Annotated in this window: 18 protein-coding genes and 1 pseudogene; 10 read left to right on the top strand and 9 right to left on the bottom strand. The window is 38.0% G+C overall.

Annotated elements, in window-relative coordinates:
* The first annotated feature begins 266 nt into the window (after positions 1-266).
* A complete protein-coding gene (locus tag E0H87_RS09520) occupies positions 267-1,556 on the top strand; it encodes a mechanosensitive ion channel family protein (RefSeq protein WP_131323376.1) in 1,290 nt (429 codons plus the stop codon).
* A 104-nt stretch (positions 1,557-1,660) separates the two neighbouring features.
* Here E0H87_RS09520 and E0H87_RS09515 read toward each other — a convergent pair whose 3' ends face one another.
* Both E0H87_RS09515 and E0H87_RS09510 read right to left on the bottom strand, forming a co-directional pair.
* A complete protein-coding gene (locus E0H87_RS09515) occupies positions 1,661-1,981 on the bottom strand; it encodes a hypothetical protein (RefSeq protein WP_131323375.1) in 321 nt (106 codons plus the stop codon).
* A gap of 117 nt (positions 1,982-2,098) precedes the next feature.
* Positions 2,099-2,710 carry a LysE family translocator gene (locus tag E0H87_RS09510; RefSeq protein WP_131323374.1) on the bottom strand — a complete coding sequence of 204 codons (612 nt, stop codon included), beginning with the start codon at positions 2,708-2,710 and terminating at the stop codon, positions 2,099-2,101.
* 549 nt (positions 2,711-3,259) lie between these two features.
* On the opposite strand from E0H87_RS09510, the gene E0H87_RS09505 reads away from it, so the two are divergent.
* Positions 3,260-3,475 (top strand): hypothetical protein, encoded by a 216-nt coding sequence (locus tag E0H87_RS09505; RefSeq protein WP_131323373.1) that lies wholly within the window; start codon positions 3,260-3,262, stop codon positions 3,473-3,475.
* 55 nt (positions 3,476-3,530) lie between these two features.
* Positions 3,531-4,268, top strand: a pseudogene (locus tag E0H87_RS09500) (IS982 family transposase); the annotation flags it as partial.
* Between the two features lie 92 nt (positions 4,269-4,360).
* Here the strand turns inward: E0H87_RS09500 and E0H87_RS09495 are convergent.
* Both E0H87_RS09495 and E0H87_RS09490 read right to left on the bottom strand, forming a co-directional pair.
* Positions 4,361-4,555, bottom strand: a complete 195-nt coding sequence (locus E0H87_RS09495) for a hypothetical protein (RefSeq protein ID WP_131323372.1) — start codon at positions 4,553-4,555, stop codon at positions 4,361-4,363.
* A 213-nt stretch (positions 4,556-4,768) separates the two neighbouring features.
* The gene (locus tag E0H87_RS09490; RefSeq protein WP_131323371.1) at positions 4,769-4,996 is read right to left on the bottom strand and encodes a hypothetical protein; all 228 of its coding nucleotides are present in this window, start codon (positions 4,994-4,996) and stop codon (positions 4,769-4,771) included.
* Between the two features lie 289 nt (positions 4,997-5,285).
* On the opposite strand from E0H87_RS09490, the gene E0H87_RS09485 reads away from it, so the two are divergent.
* From E0H87_RS09485 to E0H87_RS09465, 5 genes are all read left to right on the top strand, one after another.
* Entirely contained in the window at positions 5,286-7,139 is a 1,854-nt protein-coding gene (locus tag E0H87_RS09485; protein WP_131323370.1) for an ABC transporter ATP-binding protein, read from the top strand.
* Positions 7,139-7,591, top strand: coding sequence for a MaoC family dehydratase (locus E0H87_RS09480; protein ID WP_131323369.1), 453 nt, complete (start codon positions 7,139-7,141; stop codon positions 7,589-7,591). The genes E0H87_RS09485 and E0H87_RS09480 overlap by 1 nt, the downstream gene beginning before the upstream one ends.
* Positions 7,592-7,732: 141 nt before the next feature.
* On the top strand, positions 7,733-8,761 hold the full coding sequence (locus E0H87_RS09475; protein ID WP_131323368.1) for a helix-turn-helix domain-containing protein: 1,029 nt from the start codon (positions 7,733-7,735) through the stop codon (positions 8,759-8,761).
* 70 nt (positions 8,762-8,831) lie between these two features.
* Positions 8,832-9,206 (top strand): glycine cleavage system protein GcvH, encoded by a 375-nt coding sequence (gene gcvH, locus E0H87_RS09470; protein ID WP_116761136.1) that lies wholly within the window; start codon positions 8,832-8,834, stop codon positions 9,204-9,206.
* Between the two features lie 256 nt (positions 9,207-9,462).
* Positions 9,463-10,638 (top strand): MFS transporter, encoded by a 1,176-nt coding sequence (locus E0H87_RS09465; RefSeq protein ID WP_131323367.1) that lies wholly within the window; start codon positions 9,463-9,465, stop codon positions 10,636-10,638.
* Between the two features lie 50 nt (positions 10,639-10,688).
* On the opposite strand, the gene E0H87_RS09460 is transcribed toward E0H87_RS09465, so the two are convergent.
* The 4 genes from E0H87_RS09460 to E0H87_RS09445 all read right to left on the bottom strand — a co-directional run bounded on the left by E0H87_RS09460 (position 10,689) and on the right by E0H87_RS09445 (position 15,727).
* The gene (locus tag E0H87_RS09460) at positions 10,689-11,735 is read right to left on the bottom strand and encodes a 3-deoxy-7-phosphoheptulonate synthase (protein ID WP_131323366.1); all 1,047 of its coding nucleotides are present in this window, start codon (positions 11,733-11,735) and stop codon (positions 10,689-10,691) included.
* Positions 11,736-12,176: 441 nt separating this feature from the next.
* Positions 12,177-13,319 (bottom strand): fatty acid desaturase family protein, encoded by a 1,143-nt coding sequence (locus tag E0H87_RS09455; protein WP_131323365.1) that lies wholly within the window; start codon positions 13,317-13,319, stop codon positions 12,177-12,179.
* 24 nt (positions 13,320-13,343) lie between these two features.
* A complete protein-coding gene (locus E0H87_RS09450) occupies positions 13,344-14,369 on the bottom strand; it encodes a flavin reductase family protein (RefSeq protein WP_131323364.1) in 1,026 nt (341 codons plus the stop codon).
* A 242-nt stretch (positions 14,370-14,611) separates the two neighbouring features.
* Positions 14,612-15,727 carry an S-(hydroxymethyl)glutathione dehydrogenase/class III alcohol dehydrogenase gene (locus E0H87_RS09445; RefSeq protein WP_131323363.1) on the bottom strand — a complete coding sequence of 372 codons (1,116 nt, stop codon included), beginning with the start codon at positions 15,725-15,727 and terminating at the stop codon, positions 14,612-14,614.
* Between the two features lie 167 nt (positions 15,728-15,894).
* On the opposite strand from E0H87_RS09445, the gene E0H87_RS09440 reads away from it, so the two are divergent.
* Positions 15,895-17,403 (top strand): phospholipase D family protein, encoded by a 1,509-nt coding sequence (locus E0H87_RS09440; protein ID WP_205677748.1) that lies wholly within the window; start codon positions 15,895-15,897, stop codon positions 17,401-17,403.
* 41 nt (positions 17,404-17,444) lie between these two features.
* On the opposite strand, the gene E0H87_RS09435 is transcribed toward E0H87_RS09440, so the two are convergent.
* A complete protein-coding gene (locus tag E0H87_RS09435; RefSeq protein WP_131323361.1) occupies positions 17,445-18,890 on the bottom strand; it encodes a PLP-dependent aminotransferase family protein in 1,446 nt (481 codons plus the stop codon).
* A gap of 136 nt (positions 18,891-19,026) precedes the next feature.
* Here E0H87_RS09435 and E0H87_RS09430 point away from each other — a divergent pair, with 136 nt between their 5' ends.
* Complete coding sequence (locus E0H87_RS09430) at positions 19,027-19,890, top strand: DMT family transporter (RefSeq protein ID WP_131323360.1); 864 nt, start codon at positions 19,027-19,029, stop codon at positions 19,888-19,890.
* Positions 19,891-19,899: the final 9 nt, after the last annotated feature.

Genomic DNA, 19,899 nt, shown 5'->3' with positions numbered 1-19,899 from the left:
GAAATACTTTAAATTTTGTGCATATTCTAGCGCCAGTTTTTAATAATGAGAATACTTATTATTTATCTTATGTAGTTTTTTTAAATTGATTTCATTATTGTTAATTTATTTTAATAAAAATAACAACACAGCACACAAGTGCCCCTTTCTACTTAAAAGAGTGTTTTAAAAATTATGAAATGTTTAGAAAATGTTATTCAACTTCATTCAGAAGCTGTTAATTTATAAAATATAAACCAATTAAAAATTTGCATTTGAGGAAAATTTTGGAGCATTTTTCATTCATTGAACGTATTACCAATTGGGCGGCTCAATACGCTTGGTTAGATATGTTGTTATCTTTGAGTTTATTGATATTACTCGCGATTTTGTCCAACTTTATTGCGAAAAGAATTGTTGTGCGCGGGATTCGTAAAGCTATTTCCAAATTAAAATTTGCCAATCGCGATATCGTGACTCAACATCATGTCATTAGCCGTATCGCCAATATTGTTCCTGCCCTCATCATCATGAATGGGATTGTGACAATCCCCCATCTATCTGCAAAATTTATTAGCCTAGTCGAAATGGCGGCACAAGCTTTTATTTTTCTTACTTTCGCGCTTGCCATCGGTGAAAGCTTAAATATCTTTAATGCGATTTATCAACGCAATCCTAAATCCAGAAACAAGCCGATTAAAGGCTATTTACAGTTGGTGAAACTGGTCATTTTTGTGGTCTGTGGTTTGATGATTATTGGTACATTCTTGAAAAAAGATGTCTTTACGCTACTCGCTGGTTTTGGTGCCATGGCAGCCGTATTGATGTTGGTGTTCCAAAACACCATCTTATCCTTGGTGGCTTCTGTACAAATTTCATCTTACGATATGGTACGCATTGGGGATTGGATTGAAATGCCTTCTTTAAATGCAGATGGCGATGTGATTGATATGTCATTACATACTGTGACTGTACAGAACTTTGACAAAACTTTTACAACGATTCCCACCAATAAACTTGTAACGGATACCTTTCGAAATTGGCGTGGTATGGCTCAAGCAGGTGTACGTCGTATCAAACGCTCGATCTTTATTGATCAGAGTAGTGTTCACTTCATGAGTCATGATGAACAACAAAAATTAAAAGATTTCTTATTATTAGATCAATATTTAAACACCAAACAAGAAGAACTAGAAGATTTTAACCTACAACTCTCAAATCAGGCAGTTTACAACCAGCGTCGTCTTACCAACTTGGGGACATTTCGTGCCTATGTTGAGTTTTATTTAAAACAACATCCAGGTATTGCACAAAATCAGACCATTATGGTACGTCAATTACAACCAACGAGTGAGGGTTTAGCTCTGGAAATTTATAGCTTTGCCAACACCACGGTATGGAAAGATTATGAAGCAATTCAAGCTGATATATTCGATCATTTAATTGCGATTTTACCTGAATTTGGATTAAGAATTTACCAAGCACCTTCAGGTTCAGATATGAAAGCATTGGCACGGCATTTTACTCAAACATCAAATGACCATGATATAGACCGTTTTACATCTCATAGCGAATAACTTTTACCCCCTCACTGAGAGGGGGTTTTTATTTCGGTTTAATTCTAGTTATAAATAAGTAACGACTCGATCGATCACATCTTATAACTTATTTAGCCTTAAAACTATTCACTCACTTCAGCGTGTTCACAATAATCAAAATATTCTAATTTAAAACTTTCTACAGCTTGCTGCTTTTGAGTTTCACTTGGAAGTATGGGGAGATCATAAGCATCTTCTACAATTGCCTCATACAATTCCCTTGCCCCATCTTCATATTCAAGTGCAATACTTTTTTGGAGGCTGAGCGGAACTTCATCCTGTCTTTCTTGCATCACATTCCCTGCAACAATCGCAATTGCTTGGCAAAAGCTAATGTTATCTTGAACAGAGGCAAATACCGCTCCAGAATACAAACAGCAACAACACATTATTATTTTTTTCATAATGCACCTGTTTTATGTGCTTTAGTTCCATTTTAACAAGCGGAATGAGAAGCTGCTGTAATTTCTTGTTGGACCAAAATGAAAGTATTGCCTTCTTATTTTGTTTCTCAACTTTAACTAACGCTTGCTCATTACAAGCTTTAGGGCAAATAACAAAAAAATAATTCCTGTAATTTGATCTAGGCATCGCACAATCTTTGGCTGTTTAAGAAACCTAGAAATCGGCTGCATCATAACAATAAGTATGCTTGACCAAAGGAACCCTAACACAACATGTATGGCAACCAGTCCCATAATCCAAATAAATGGGGTTACATCTTTTGGAATGAACTGCGGTAAAAAAGTGATATAAAAAAGCCCAACCTTGGGATTAAGAATATTGCAAAAAAATCCTTTTAAGAACCAATTAGTTGTTCTTTGTATGTCCATGTTGTTGTCTAGACGACTACGCGGCTTGACCAACAACTGTAATCCTAGCCAAGCCAAATAAGCGGCTCCAAGCCATTTTAATGCGTTAAAAGCAAGTTCAGAGGTTGCCAATAATGCTCCCAGCCCACATGCAACAATAATCCCCCATACCATACACCCAAAGTTAATGCCTAATGCAGTTTGAAAAGCCTTTTGACGGGTTTCAAGTGTGGCTGTACGAATAATTAACGTGGTATCTAAACCTGGGGTAATGGTTAAAATAACAATTGCAATTGTATAAGGGATGAGTATTTCAAGCATGTCTAATCTAACTTAATTTTTTAAGTATGAGCACAATCAATAATGGATTCATCCATATTTGGCAAGTTTTTTACTTAAGCCCCTAATATAAATGGATACCAAGGCAAATTCTGTAAGAGAGATACAGTAAACCGTAGTTACAACAATTAACGAGCTCTCACCTCATGATGGGTGTCATTTGTGTAGTCCCGGATATCTTTAATCCAAACTAATACAGACAATTTACTCGTGAGATTTTTATCGGATTGCCTCCGAAAAAATTCGGGACATCACAATGCTGAAAATATGAATTACCACTAAAATTATTATGTATACACTTAAATTTAATTAAAACCTAAATCATTTAAAATAAAAAAATATGTTTTATCAAGTAGTCAATGTAATTTATATTTTAAATAATTTTAAATAAATTCATCCTAATTAATCATATATTTTTATTTAAAATCACGCATTTTACAATGAAAAAAAATGTCACATGAAGTGGGTAGCTTTATAATGATAAATATGCAAATTTATAATTAACTCATTTTAAAAATGGATGTATTTAGCATGGCTAATCAAGAAAGTGATCAACATCGGCAACAAGAGATTGATCAAGAGCTCGAAAAAAAACAGCAAGATCAGCAATATCATCAAAACAAACAGGATCAGCAACAAAAGCAAGCTCATCAACAACATCAACACTATAGACCAGATCGACATCGCCAACAAAATCAGAAGGATTACGAAGATATACAACGACAAAATGATCAAAAAAATCAGTAAAATGTTCACTGATGTATAAAAAAAGCCCCAATATCTTGCTGAGGCTTTTTTTATACAACTGAGTATCTCAGAAATCACCTTTATCGCCATTTGGTATAAGTGTTCTCACTTCAACAATTTCAAAGCATTTTTCTCATGGTTGAAACAGAATAAAAGTCATTTATTTAAAAGCTTGCCTTGTTACCAACGTATGATTCACCTGATGAATATGCATCAATTAGCACTGCACGCTTTACATATAGCTTTGATGAAAGGTCAATACAAACAATATTTATGGATTGACTCAACGACATTAACTGTCTTTAAAAATCAATGAATTCAAAAACATAAATCCCTAGCAGCAATTGAAACACGTAGAAAAAGTTCCATGGAATGGTTCTTTGGCTGTAAGTTACGTTGAATGATGAATTCGTCAGGAGAGATTGTGAGTACAGCTTTATCGAATGGACATACAACAGATATCAGAATGGTTGAGCAATTAGTCGGAGGATTAGAAGTAAAACTCTATGCTGATCGAGGATATATTAGTCAGGGATTAAAAGTACAAGGCGCTGATTTAATTACTTATCATCGAAAGAACATGCAATCTATACTGTGATCAAAAGCAGATCATCTGAAACAACGTAATAAAATAGAAACTTTATTCAGCTTGCTGAAAGGGACTTACAATCTAGTGACGACTAGAGCCCGAACTGTTACAGGCTATTTAGCGGGTATTTATGTATTTTTATGTGCATACCAATTAAATCACCGAAATAAACCAACCATTCAAATTATAGAATTATTGGCTTAAACAGGATTCGGGGTGGATTAATAAATCAGGTCTACCTAAGTAGACCTTGCTCGATGTTCTTTTATACGTGGAGAATGCTCAAAATAATAAAACTAATGCGTATTTTTTACTTCCCAAACAGAAGTTACTTCAGCACCTTTTATGACAAAATCAACAATTAAACCATCAATCGGTAAATTATTAGGATCGTTCCATTGCTCTACCGCAAAATAGAACCACTCACCGCATTCATCACGAATCATGCCCAATTGTGTTTGGGAGTCATATCGTTCTACACATCCTCTCATATTGCCACCTTTATTATTAATTCAATTATTTAAGTTAACAATTACAGGGTCTTAAAATTATCAATAAACCTGTATCGATAAAAATTTTATCATTTTTTCTCAAAAAAAATAGGACTTTTTGCACATTTTTCTAATAATTATCGACGGCGTATTCCATATTGAAATATATTTTTATAGAAATAACCGATCATTATTTTTCAATTCAATTCTCAGTTATTTCACTTGAAAATAGTGTTTATCCGTAACCAAAGTAATTCTGAGTTTTTTATAAAATCTAAGGATTGGATGTTCATTTCCTTTCATGATTTGTTCTGCGAATTTATCATCTTGCATGAGTACCTCATAAGTTTTATAGCCAAAAACCAACTCGCTGGGTATTTTTCCACTTTGTGTAAATTCGTCAATTTGCTTGTTTATTTTCTTTACCGATAAATCATTCATATGTTTTCAAAATTTCGTATTAGGCTTACTTTTTATAATTGAAAAACATGACAAAAGTGTGAACATCAACACTATCCGTGTTAGCTGACTTTATGATGGTGCGTTAGATTGATATGGATTACAATGAATTCAAACAGATTTCGGATGTACTTTAATTCAGGATAAATGAACGTTTTCATCTTCCTCATCCGTTATCTTTGAAAATACAATCCTTACTTTTTCTTGTAAAAATTTTATTTATCTTATTGTTATTTCTAAATTATGCAATTTTACCAAGAGGTTAATATTAATGCTTAGATGGTTCGAAAAGCGAGTAGATCCCTATCCTAGTCAAGGTTTAAAAGATCCACTGCCTACAACTTTCTTTGCATTTGTCTGGAGTGCATCCAAAGGCATACGTCCGTACCTACTTATTTTAGTGCTTTGTACCGCAGGCGCTGCAAGTTTTGAAGCCTTGTTGTATGCCAAAATTGGCGACTTAGTCAATTGGCTTAGTAAAAGCCAACCCGATACATTCTTAGCAGAACATCGTCAGAATTTAATGCTACTGAGCATGATATTACTGGGCAATATCTTTTTTGCTAACTTCCAGTCCATTATTAAACACCAAATTCTATTTAGCAGCTTCCCCATGCGTCTGCGTTGGAAGTTTCATAATTTACTATTACAACAAAGTCTTGATTTCTTTCATAATGATTTTGCAGGACGACTTTCTGCCAAAGTCATGCAAACAGCGCTTGCGGTGCGTGAATTTTGGATGATTTTAGGCGATATGCTTGCTTATGTACTGATCTACTTCTTTACAGTCAGTATTGTACTTGGGTCTATATCACCATTTCTGATTATTCCCCTATTGGTCTGGTTGGCTTTATTCCTGCTCGCAGCGTGGTATTTCATCCCACGACTCAGCAAAATTTCCAATGAACAAGCCGATGCTCGTGCGGTCATGACGGGTCGTGTAACCGATGCATACACCAATATTCAAACAGTGAAGCTGTTTGCACATGCCGGTCGTGAAAGTCAGTACGCCAAGTCATCCATGCAAGAGTTTATGCGAACAGTATATAAACAAATGCGATTGGGTTCAGGTTATGAAATAAGCATTAACTCACTCAGTATTGTGCTTTATGCAGGTGTACTTGGAACAGCTTTATGGTTGTGGATGGAAGGTCGTGCAGAGCTGGGCATTATCGCGGCAACGACTGCCATGATTTTAAAACTCAACAGTATTGCCGAATTTATGATGTGGCAAACATCTGCTTTATTTGAAAATGTCGGCACCATTCAAGATGGTATGAAAACATTAGGGCGTCCGATTAGTATTCAGGATAAACCGAATGCAACTACGCTTGAGGTGAAACACGGCGAAATTAAGTTTGAAGATGTCTGCTTTGCCTATAATGAAAAAAATGTCATTGATCACTTTAATCTGACCATACGTCCAGGTGAAAAAATTGGTATTGTCGGGCGTTCTGGTGCTGGAAAATCTACACTGATTCAATTGTTATTACATTTCTACACCATTAACCAAGGTCGTATTTTAATCGATGGGCAAAACATCGAGGATGTAAGCCAAGACAGCTTGCGTAAAAGTATTGCCTTAGTCACGCAAGATACATCGCTATTGCATCGTACCGTTGCAGAAAATATCAAATACGGGCGCCCAGATGCCCGTGATGCAGACATGTATGATGCCGTTCGTAAAGCCAAAGCAGAAGATTTTATTCCGCAACTGACCGACCTTCGTGGCCGTAAAGGTTATGACGCTTATGTAGGCGAACGCGGGGTTAAACTTTCGGGTGGTCAACGTCAGCGTATCGCCATTGCACGGGTATTCTTAAAAGATGCCCCTATTCTGATTCTTGATGAAGCTACCAGCGCCTTAGACTCTGAAGTTGAAGCTGCAATTCAGTCCAGTCTGGATGATTTAATGCAAGATAAAACGGTTATTGCCATTGCGCACCGACTTTCTACAATTGCACAAATGGACCGTCTGATTGTCTTAGATCAGGGCAGAATTGCAGAACAAGGTACGCATGATGAATTGGTTGCCTTGAATGGTATTTATGCGCAATTATGGCAACGTCAAACAGGCGGTTTTTTAATTGAACAACATGAACTGAAAAATAAGGATAGTGCTTGATGTTGTATTTGGAAGATCTACACGTCGGTGACCGCTTTAAAAGCCGCGCTTATGAAATGACTGTAGAAGAAATTAAGCAATTCGCGCATCAATTTGACCCGCAACCGTTTCACACAAATGAGATTGAGGCCGCAAAACATCCCATTTTTAAAGGGTTGGCTGCCAGTGGTTGGCATACGTCCGCAGTCACCATGCGACTTTGGACAGAATGCTTTCCTGTAGCGTATGGCTTAATCGGTTCCGAAGCCCAAGTACGTTGGCCTAGACCCACTCGTGCAGGTGACCAGATTCATGTTGAGGTAGAAATAACCGAAATTAAACCGTCAAAATCCAAACCTGATCGAGCTATTGTGAGTTATACCACCGAAACGCTCAATCAAAATGGTGAAGCGGTATTACTGGGGAATACCAAAATTTTAGTGTTTAGTAAAAACTATCAACCTTATCTTTAAAGATAATGATTCTAAAATTATTGATAATTTTAGAATCAGCTTTGTTCAATTTGTCGAACAATTTATAAGGCGCGTGCTTCTATTTCATGCCAATATAAAAACTGACTGATATAACAACATTAAACGTGCAATGGATCGCGCATGAATACTATTTCGTCTAGACAAGACCAAGGAATTCCTGGAGTCTATGGTCTGTTACTTTTAGATGTCGTGTCACGCTGGGGATATAATGCAGATACTTTATTTGCTCCATTCCAGCTCAATAGTGAAAAATTAGCGGAGCCAGATTTTCGAATCTCGACTTCAGTCGCCAATGCATTAATTCAACATGCCTTGACCCTGACAGGTGAATCAACACTTGGTTATCATTTAGGTACGCAAATGCGTATTTCTATCCATGGTTTTATTGGTTATGCCATTATGACCGCAAATGATATTACCGATGCGCTTGTTCTCGCCAACCGCTTTGTACAATTAAGATTGCCCTTCTTGCAAATCTATTTTTCTACTTTTGCTGAAAAAGCAACTTTGCAGCTCAGAAGTGATGTCAGTATAGAACCCTTGCGTTCAGAAATTTGCATTGCATTAACCATTGGCATCATTTCTATGGCCAAAGCCATTACAGGTGTCACGGATTTGGGGGGCGAAATTGATTTTGATTTTCCACAACCTGAAGGTTTTGAACGCTATATTACCAAGTTTCCAAATCATCAATTTCGTTTTGATCAACCCCATTTATTGATGAGCTTTGATAAAAAATACCTCGCATTGAAAATGATGAATGCTGACCCGATTGCAAGTCAAATTGCAATTAACCAATGTGAAGCCGAACTTTCGGCTTTAGGTGAGCGCAGACGGCTCTCTATGGCGGTTCGCGACATTTTGACGCATTCAGAACAGCACTATTTAAGTATTGAAAATGTAGCATATCGCCTACATATGTCTGATAGAACCTTGAAGCGTCAGTTAGCGACCGAAGGAACCTCCTTTTCAACAATTGTCGATGAAGTACGCTATCGACATGCAACATCGCTACTCTCCAGAACAGATTACACACTTGAACAAATTGCAGATGAACTGGGCTATAGTGATGTTGCCAATTTCAGTCGTGCCTTTAAACGTTGGAGTGGACGTAGCCCAAGTAATTGGCGTAAAGATCCATACCTATAAGCCTTTTGTTTTTATGTAAAAACATGTATAAAGCATGACAAAAATAAATGAATACTTTTAAGGAGTCATCATGAATCATCCTTCAGATTTGAAATATGCGAGCACGCATGAGTGGGTGAAAATTGAAGGTGATCTTGTTGTAACTGGGATTTCAGACCATGCGCAGGATGCCTTAGGCGATTTAGTTTATGTCGAAATGCCAGAAGTGGGTCAGCAAGTGACTGCTGGCGAACAAGCGGGTGTTGTTGAATCTGTAAAAACAGCTTCTGATATTCACGCCCCTATTTCTGGTGTTGTCGTTGAAGTAAATACAGCACTGGAAGACGATCCTGACTTTGTCAATGATGCACCTTATGGCAAAGGTTGGATTTATAAAATCAAGCCAAATAACATCGATGATGTAAACACATTATTGTCTAGTGCGGACTATGAAGCAGGACTCTAAGTTGTCCACGCTTCTTAAAAATCAGCCTTCGGGCTGATTTTTTATTTAAAATCCATCAATAATCAAATAGCGATAATTTAATAAAATATTAAGAATATTAATTTAATAAAATTTATCAAAATATCAATTTACTTTATTTTTCTTCTTTAATTGGTTATGATTAAACCTCATCTTCATGACCTTGGTATGCTCAGGAAATTCATAAAAATAGTGATAGCCACATTGTCATGATTCCCTTTCTCCTTCTGGGTCAATTATGTCGCATTCATCTACAGTCCAGCTCTGGAATAAGTCTTTTATTCTGTGTTTAGCCAATAACTTATTTCTCTTTGTTTTTTATTTTGCGCAAACCACAATTCTACCCATCTATATTTTAAAAGACTTACATGGCAGCCTTGCTCAAGCTGGATTAGCCATGACCTTATTTATGGCATCTTCTATTGCGGTACGCCCTTTTAGTGGATTAATCATTGAAAAATTTGGTCGAAAAAAAACACTTTTTATCTCTGAGTTTCTGTTCTGTTTATTTTCCGTTGCCTACATCTTTGCAGATAATCTAGAGGTTTTACTTTGGCTACGTTTTTTACATGGCATTTGGTTTAGTATTTTAACCACAGTCACTGTTCCAATTGCCAACCAATTCATTCCAGATTCACGCCGTGGCGAAGGTATGGGTTATTTCGTCATGTCGGTCAACTTGGGCATTGTCTTAGGTCCACTTATTGGTTTATCGCTCATTCAACCATTATCCTATGCTGTTGTTGCAAGTATTCTTGCTGCGATTGTTTTTCTCGGCTTTGTGTTCTGTTTTCTAATCCCCATTCATACAACGACTTCGAACACACTAGCTCCTCAAAAAAGACAACTTTCCATTCATGATTTTATTGAGAAAAAAGCGCTGCCTGTTTCTATTATGGCCATGATGGTTTCATTTGCTTATGCGAGTATTATGTCTTTTATCTCGACCTATTCCGCATCGAAAAATTTACTTGCCTATGCCAGTTTATTTTTTATCGTTTTTGCAATTTCGATGATGAGCCTACGTCCTTTCACTGGAAAAATTTATGACCGTAAGGGGCCAAGCTATGTCATTTACCCTGCTTTAGCATTGTTTGCAGTAGGTCTTATCGTATTAAGCCAAATCAATAGCTTAATTGGATTTATACTCGCGGCCATTTTTATTGGAATGGGATTTGGCTCTGTACAACCCTGCCTGCAAACGCTGGCTATTCAACGTGCTGAACCTCAACGAATTGGTCATGCAACATCCACCTTTTTCACTTTTTACGATTTAGGCATTGCATTGGGTTCAATACTGTTAGGGATTCTAATCACAGCACAAGGTTATAGTATGTCCTATATCTTATGTGCGGTCATCGTATTGCTGAGCCTATTGTTTTATAAATTCTGCGTGGTCACGACCACAAAATAGCATAAAAAATTAAGCCCCTGTTTTTCAGGGGCTTTTTTACTCTTTACATTTTATGAATGTAATTGTTTTAATTGCTGTGCAGCCTCTAACAATAGATGTTCAGTTTGTTCCCAACCAATACAACCATCTGTTACCGATTGGCCATAGATCATGTCGCATGAAATCTTTTGATTCCCTTGAACCAAATGACTCTCTAGCATAACCCCACGAACATTTGTTTGCTCACGCTCGCTTACAATTTGACGCAACACATCTGGCTGTAATGCTGGATTCTTGCTGCTATTGCCATGACTACAATCAATCACTAGCGCAGGCAAATTGCCTTTTACTTTCGCTTTAATTTTATTGATTTCTTCCGCCTGATAGTTCGGACCTGTATTTGAGCCACGTAAAATTAAATGCGCAAGTGGATTACCACGAGATTGGAGCATACAAGGTAAACCAGACTGGCTCATGCCCAAGAATTGATGCATATTTGAAGCCGATTGAATTGCATCTAATGCAATTTGAATTGAACCATCCGTACCATTTTTGAAACCAATGCTGTACGGCATTTGACTCGCAATTTCACGATGAATTTGTGATTCACTGGTGCGGGCACCAATAGCCCCCCAAGCCAATAAATCATCGAAGTAAGCCGTAGCCATTGGGCTTAAGATTTCGCTCGCAATCGGCAAACCCATTTCAATAATGTGTAAATATAGTTGGCGTGACTGCTCTAAACCTGACTGTAAATCGGATGAACCATCTAAGTCAGGATCATACATAAAACCTTTCCAACCCACTGTTGTACGTGGTTTTTCAATATATGCACGCATCACAAGGAAAATTTGGTCCGAAACTTGCGCTTGTAAGTGTTGTAATTTTTGTGCGTATTCTAAAGCTACGACAGGATCATGAATCGAGCACGGGCCTGTGATTACCAATAGTCGTTGATCTGTGCCAGATAAAATATTTTGAATAGTTTGACGATGTTCAGCAATCTGTGCCGCAAGTGATGCAGAAAGAGGTAATTGTGCTTTGAGTTGTTGAGGCAAACTCAATAAAGCTTCTTGTGTATTCGTTTGATGTTGTAGTGCAGTATTTAGAGCATTCATTGGTCTTTCCTTTGGACTGTTGTTCAGTCCAATCTTTTATTTGTGCGTTTTGGATCTATGGGATGATAAGGATTGAGTCATAAACTGACTAAAGTAAAACCAATAACCGTTGCTAAAATATGAAGTGTTAAATGCGTACATGTGAATCTCCTAAAAAATTTATAAAAAACAAAGCATAAAAAAACCTGACCGGGGTTGCCGATCAGGTATCAACTGGTGGGCAACCTTTATTTTGCCCAAACGCGTTCAGGCAATTAGCTAAATTGCCAGAAATAAAAATAAGCGTTTGCGATTAAAGGTTGCTTTAACATCTTTGTTTCATCAAAAAAGTATCTGAAATTAAAAATACGCCTTATTGCTACTTTTGACAACCTTTATTTTTGGAAAAATAGTTATGTCTAGAGCAACTTTTGCTTATCAATCAATTCAATGATCTCAGTTTTAAATCCATTGCTTGAATTGCGTTTGCAGAGTCAACTTGAATTGTTCCTTCCAGTCATTCGGTAATGAACTTTTGCCTAGTCGAACCCAAACGCTTGCAAACTGTTTGATAAAACTGGCTTCGTTGTAGTGAATTCCATATTCAGCGCACAGCGCTTTAACCTTTGGTGCTACTTCTGCATAACGATTGGCAGGCATATCTGGAAATAGATGGTGCTCAATTTGATGACTTAAATTACCACTTAAAATATGGAGCCATTGCGTACCAGAGAAATTACTCGAACCCCGAATTTGGCGTAAATACCACTCTGCCCGAGTTTCATTTTCGGTATTATCTAACTCAAAGGTTTCAGCATCTTCAGTGAAATGTCCATTAAAGATCACTGCGGATGCCCATAAACTACGAATCACATTGGCTACGGCATTGCCTGCAAATACTGGAATGGCATTTGGTCCAGCAATCAATGGGAAAAAGACATAGTCTTTCATCACTTGACGCGTTACTTTTTTACGTAATTTGATCGAATCTTGCCAAACTTCACGCCATGTTTTGGTTTTATATACATAGACATCTTCAAGATGTAGGTTTTGCACGCCCACATACCATTCAAAAAAAACCATGAGCTGAATAGCTAACGGAATGTTCAATAAAAATCTTGGCTCCCAAAGTTGGCTTTCGCTTACTCGAATCAGGCCATAGCCGACGTCGTGGTCTTTTCCAACAATATTGGTATAAGTATGATGTACATAGTTATGGGTATGCTTCCAATCATCGCCTGTTGCGATGGTATCCCAATCATAGTTTGCGCCATTTAGGCTTGGGTCATTCAGCCAGTCGAACTGACCATGCATCACGTTATGCCCCAACTCCATATTTTCAACAATTTTAGAAATCCCCAGCAGCCCTGTCCCCAATAACCAAACAGGTGGTAACCAGCCAGCGAACATCAACATACCGCGTGAGGAAATTTCACTATAACGGACAAAATTTCGGATTTTATAGATATAAGCTGCATCTTGTTCCCCTAAACTTTGTATCGTTTCACGGCGAATGGCTTCGATCTTTTCTCCAAAGGATTGAATTTCTTCATCCGTGAGATACCGAGATTTGCTGTTACTTTGAAAATTAACGGGTTTATTCATTTTATTTGTCCCTATATTCAACTTTTATAAATTAATAACTACTGGGCTAATCGCCTGTGAAATGCACAGTTTGATCTGCGTATTACTCTGCGCATCAATTTCACCTGTGAGCACGTTGCGAACAGCCCCCTGTACTTTGGTACATGAGCAGGTATTGCAAATTCCCATACGACAGCCGTATGCAGGTTTAAGCCCTGCTTTTTCCGCACTTTCTAACAAATTATCAGTGGCCAGAAATTCCTGCTGCGCACGTAGAAAAGTCACAGGTTGTGCTTCGAGTGTTTGATCAATCTGGATTTTAAAATATTCCATCTTGAGCAAATGCGAGATGTTTTGATCAGCATAAAATTGCTGCACACTTTTCATCATGCTATTCGCACCACAGGCATAACACTCGCGCTGTTGATAGTCTGGTACGAGTTGCTGAAGTAGCGATTCACTCAAATGTTGCTTATTTTTCAACGTGTTAAATGAATAATATTTAAACTGCGGATATTGTGCTGCTAAGGCTTCTAGTTCTGCATGGTAGGCATTATCGCGCGTGAAATATATCAAATCGATAGGATGTTCTGTGCTTTTCAACGCCTGTTTGACTAAAGCATAAATAGCGGTAATGCCACTACCAGAAGCAAGAAATAAGCTTGCTTGACTCGATTGTGGTTGAAAGACAAATTCGCCTTGAGCTTGAGAGATTTCAATGACTGCACCTAAGGCTAAATTCGTTACGACTTTTGAAACATTACCTTGTTGTTTTACAGCAATTCGTACATCCCCATTGTCAAGGATGTCGACTACAGAATAACTGCGCTGTTGACGTACGCCTGCAATTACAACAGTGAGCAAGATACTTTGCCCTGCAAGCACTTGATTGCTATTGAAGTTTTGATTCGGTCTTAATTGTAACTCCATAAAATCGGCACTCAATGCTTTACGTGCAATGAGTTGAGCCTTAATTTTTTTCCACGCCCAAATTGGATGAATTTTTTCTGCGATAAAATCGACAAAGTCTTCGCGTATCCACTCTGGCTTATATTGCACATGATTTCCCATAATTGTACCCATCTGAATCAATCTATATTTTTATACAACTGTCTTTTATTGCTGAGTTTACAATAAATTTAACTGTTGCGGTGCTCTATGTCAGATGAGGACAAAACATATCATTTGGCATTTATTATCATTTTTTGTCTAACAAAAGTTACTTCTTGCCAATCGACTTCCATAAAAATTTTAGATATCGATAAAAAAAGACCAAGCATGTGCTCGGTCTTTTTTTTGGTGACTAGACTCACTTATTCGGAAAAATGTACTACTGAACGGATAGATTTCCCTTCATGCATTAAATCAAAGGCTTCATTAATTTTATCTAAACCCATGGTGTGAGTCACAAAAGGTGCCAGTTGAATATCACCTTTCATCGCATCTTCAACCATGCCCGGAAGTTGTGTACGTCCTTTTACGCCACCAAATGCGGTACCCATCCATTTACGGCCCGTAACCAATTGGAATGGACGTGTAGAAATTTCCTGACCCGCACCAGCTACACCAATAATCACGGATTGTCCCCAACCTCGGTGCGCACATTCCAATGCTGAACGCATGACATTGGTGTTGCCAATACATTCAAATGAATGATCGACACCCCAACCAGTCATTTCAACAATCACTTGCTGAATTGGTTGTTCGTAGTCTTTTGGATTTAAAAAGTCTGTTGCACCAAACTGTTTGGCCAATTCAAATTTGTCAGGATTCATATCTACAACAATAATACGACCTGCTTTCGCTTGTTTTGCCCCTTGTACCACGGCCAGACCAATGCCGCCTAAGCCAAATACGGCAACAGAATCACCTTCTTGTACTTTGGCAGTGTTATGTACTGCGCCAATACCTGTCGTTACACCACAACCCAACAAGCAAACTTGTTCAGGATTGGCTTCAGGATTAATTTTAGCTAAAGAAACTTCCGCAACTACAGTGTATTCACTGAAGGTAGAGCAACCCATGTAATGGTAAATTGGTTCGCCGTTATATGAAAAACGTGTCGTACCATCTGGCATAACACCTTTGCCCTGAGTTGCGCGAACTGCAACACAAAGATTGGTTTTACCAGATTTACAGAATAAGCATTCGCCACATTCTGCGGTATAAAGTGGAATAACATGATCACCAGGTTGAACGCTAGTGACCCCTTCACCAACTTCTACCACAATACCAGCACCTTCATGCCCCAATACTGCAGGAAAAACGCCTTCTGGATCATCACCAGATAAAGTAAACGCATCGGTATGGCATACACCCGTGTGGGTAATTTTAACCAACACTTCCCCTTTTTGGGGTGGTGCAACATCAATTTCTACAATTTGAAGTGGTTGTCCTGGCGCAAAGGCTACAGCTGCACGTGATTTCATGCCATGTTCATCCTTATATCGATACTTAACAGATGAGCTACAGTAACCGCTTTTTAAACCTTAATTCAACCATAACAGCATGATAATATGTATTTATATTGGCAATAATGAATTAGAACAAGATGCAGAAAAATACCAGATATTTCTCTCTATTATTATGTGCAAGCATGAGTTCACTGACTGCCTGTAGTCTTCCTCAGAATCAAGCCAAAAAAGAATCTGCTTCGAACTACCACACAGAACATTGGGTACAACGCCAAAATGTTGATGCTCAACTTCAGCAAGGACTCACCGCATACTTAGCATTGGATGATGCGTTCATGAGCATTGCTTCCCGTATCCATCTCATACGAGAAGCAAAGTATACGCTCGATTTGCAATATTATATTTGGGAAAACGATTCTTTAGGTCACATGATGCTGACTGAGTTGTTAAAAGCCGCAGACCGTGGCGTTAAAGTTCGCCTCATGATTGATGATCAAAATGGCACCAAATTAGATCCATTACTTGCAAAGCTAGTTGCACATCCAAATTTTGAAATCAAACTCTACAATCCCTATAAATATCGAAATTTTAGGTTCATTGATTATGCTTTCCGCATGAAACAGATTAATCATCGTATGCATAACAAGCTGATTATTGCCGATGGTGCGATTGCCGTGACTGGGGGACGTAATATAAGTCGTGAGTATTTTGACGCAGGTAATGATTTTCAATTTACCGATATGGACATCTTGTTCTTTGGTAATGCAGTAAAATCTGCCAATCAGGTTTTTATCAATTTCTGGAATAGTGACCTGAGTTATTCAGTGCAGCAATTGATTGGAGTTGGATCGGCAGAGGAACTGGATCAACTTCGTAAAGGTCATGCTATGAATGATCTCGAAAGAGAACAATTTATTAACCGACTGGACTTCGCGCAAAAACAAATTATGGCGCAATTACGGGAACGTCAGGTTGAATGGGTTAAAGCACAATTTTTGGCTGATTATCCAGAAAAAACGCTGGGCAACATTGCACACGATAAATTGCTATATTCTCAACTAAAACATGCAATGGGTATTCCTAAAGAACATTTAGAATTGGTATCGGCTTATTTTGTACCCACTAAAGATGGAACTGCTTTCCTTGCGGATCTTTCACATCAAAATATTAAAGTTCGCGTTTTAACCAATTCATTTTTAGCCAATGATGTGGCTTTGGTCCATGCTTTCTATCAAAAATATCGGAAAGAATTGCTTAAAAATGGTATTCAACTTTATGAGTTTAAACCAGACATTCAAAGAAAACAGCGAACTTGGTATGAGGTATTAACGGGTAATGTAATTCCAGCTAAAGGCAAAAGCTCATCAAGATTACATGCCAAATTCTTTGATGTAGATGGCAAGGTTTTTATTGGCTCGTTTAATTTTGATCCACGTTCCGTTAACTTAAATACAGAAGTTGGATTGGTGGTCGAATCTGAACATTTACAAAACCGTGTTACACACGCCATGGATCGTTATTTGCCTCAAATTGCCTATGAATTAAAACTCAACCCTCAAGGAGAAATCATTTGGCTCGAACATCATGAAAATGGACAAGTGACTGAATATAATGTTGACCCGCACACCACTAAATTTCAGCGATTTACTTTTAAAAGTGTATCCTACCTACCTATTGAATGGATGATGTAATGACATAATCATTACATCATCAACGCTGTCATCGAAAGGTTTTAACGACATTCTGTTTCATTCTTGTTGGTGGTCGGCATTTTAGAATCCAGTTTTTGGGTATCAAGACTACATGTATCCATCACCTCTGCCATGAGGTCAAATATTTTAGGATTCATACATTGTGCTACATTAAAACGCATGAGATGTTTTGCACCTTCTGATTGGCTAAATGCATGTCCTGGAGCAAGAATTAACCCGCGTTTTAAACAGCGTCGAGATAATTCTGCGGCATCAATCTCTGCAGGCAGTTTACACCATAAGAAAATTCCAGCTTTAGGAATGAGTACAGGTTCTATACGCAGTTGCCTTAATCGTTGAATACATAACCCCATACTCGTATTGAGTTTCTTTTTAAGTGACTCAATATGTTTTAAATATTGACTGTCCATAAGTGCTGCAAAAACGATTTCGGCATTTAAATGTCCACTACTAAAATTCGTTGCAATTTTTAAATCAATATATTTTTCAATATCTTGTTGACTAGAAACAATATAACCACAGCGAAGTGAAGCGGTTAATGTTTTAGAAAAGCTGCCGATTTGAATCACTTGCCCCATTCCCATAAGTGTGGAATAACGTGGCGCAGGAACGTATTCAAATTCCGAAAAAATATCATCTTCCACAATCAATAGATTCGCTTGGTCCGCCAATTTGGCAACTTGATAGGCTCGTTGTATGGATAAGGTCGCACCTGTTGGATTATGAATTCCAGAATTGGTTAGATAAAGCTTGGGTTGGTATTGTAAGGCTTGCTCGAAACATTCAATATCAGGACCTTGAGCTATAAATGGAATGGCTATTGCTTGTAAGTGATGGGCCTGAATTAAGGCTTGAAAATTAAAATAGCATGGATCATCAACTAGAATGACGTCCCCAGCTTTCAAATGTACGCGAAAAATTAAGTCGATAGACTGAGTCCCAGAGTCGGTAATTAAGATTTGCGAAGGTTCAACTTGTATTTCATATTGATTATTTTTACGGGCAATCCATTGCCTTAAGCCCATATGACCATGCGGTACAGGATATTCTACCAACATCTTTAAAGATGACTTCGCTGCATGTTTTAGCGCTTTACGCAAGCTACTTTCAGGCATCCACTCTGGAGGCAACCAGCCACAACCGGGTTTAAGCATTTCATCATTCGCATCCAAAGATTGCCGCGAAATCCATAAAGGATTAATTTCCCGATCATATTGAACGTGATGTTCCATTATTTTCTTCGCTTGCATCTGCCCTTTAACATAAAACCCAGAACCCGCTCTTGCCTCGATTACACCCTCCGCAGCTAAGCGTGCATAAGCCTCTACCACAGTCGAAATAGAAAAATTTAGATCTTGGGCTAAACGTCGTACTGAAGGTAAGCGTGCTCCAGCAACAAAACGGTGATTTGCAATTTGTGATTTGATTTGTTCAATTACGATATCAATTTTACTTTGCATATCCATGGCAGTATTCAATTTTATATATTTCTGACAGTAGAAATTGTATACCAATACAGTTATTTAAAATTGTACTGGATTGTATCTGTTTAGAACTTCTCATTTGGCATGTAATTGAAGTATAGAAAAATGAGATTTGAGCATGAAGCAAAGTAATATTGGTTGGATACATGGCTTTCTAGGTATGGTCATTTTTGCAGGCTCTATGCCAGCCACCCGTCTTGCTGTGGCGGGATTCAGCCCAGAATTTCTCACAGGCGCTCGTGCTGTCATTGCTGCTGGACTCGCAATGTTATGCCTTATATTTTTTAAACAGCCCTTTCCAAACCTTAAACAAATCAGATCTTTAATTGTGATTGCATTCGGCGTAGTGTTCGGTTTTCCGTTTTTTACCGCTCTTGCCTTAGAACACATGACTGCGGCACGCGCCCTTGTTTTTGTGGCATTACTCCCTTTAGCAACCGCTATTTTTGCGGTGTTACGTGCAGGTGAAAGACCTTCGAGTAAATTCTGGCTTTCTGCAATTGTGGGTAGCAGCTTTGTTGCCATCTTTATGTGGTTTCAAGATCAGCAAAATTTTCATCTGAGTAGTGATTTATATATGCTGATTGCTGTATTGGTTTGTGGTTTAGGCTATGCCGAAGGTGGACAACTTTCAAAGCAGCTGGGTGGTTGGCAAGTCATTTGCTGGGCTTTAATTATTGCTTTGCCTTTAATGTTACTGTTATTTGGCATTTATTATCCTGAAAATTGGGCATCTATTCCTATTACAGCATATGCAGGATTGTTTTACGTTTCCCTTTTTAGCATGTTGATTGGTTTTGTGTTTTGGTACAAAGGTTTGGCATTAGGCGGGGTTGCACGTGTTGGGCAAATTCAACTGTTACAACCCTTTTTAGGGCTTATACTTTGCACACTCATACTTCATGAATCCATTAATTTTGCCATGATTGTCGTGTGTTTTGCCGTCATTCTGTGTGTCTTTTATGCCAAAAAATATGCCTAAGTTTCTCAA

It is taken from the genome of Acinetobacter sp. ANC 4178, from assembly GCF_004331175.1.
Lineage (GTDB): Bacteria > Pseudomonadota > Gammaproteobacteria > Pseudomonadales > Moraxellaceae > Acinetobacter.
The sequence above is the reverse complement of the archived record's forward strand: the minus strand, read 5'-3'. Positions and strand labels throughout refer to the sequence as shown.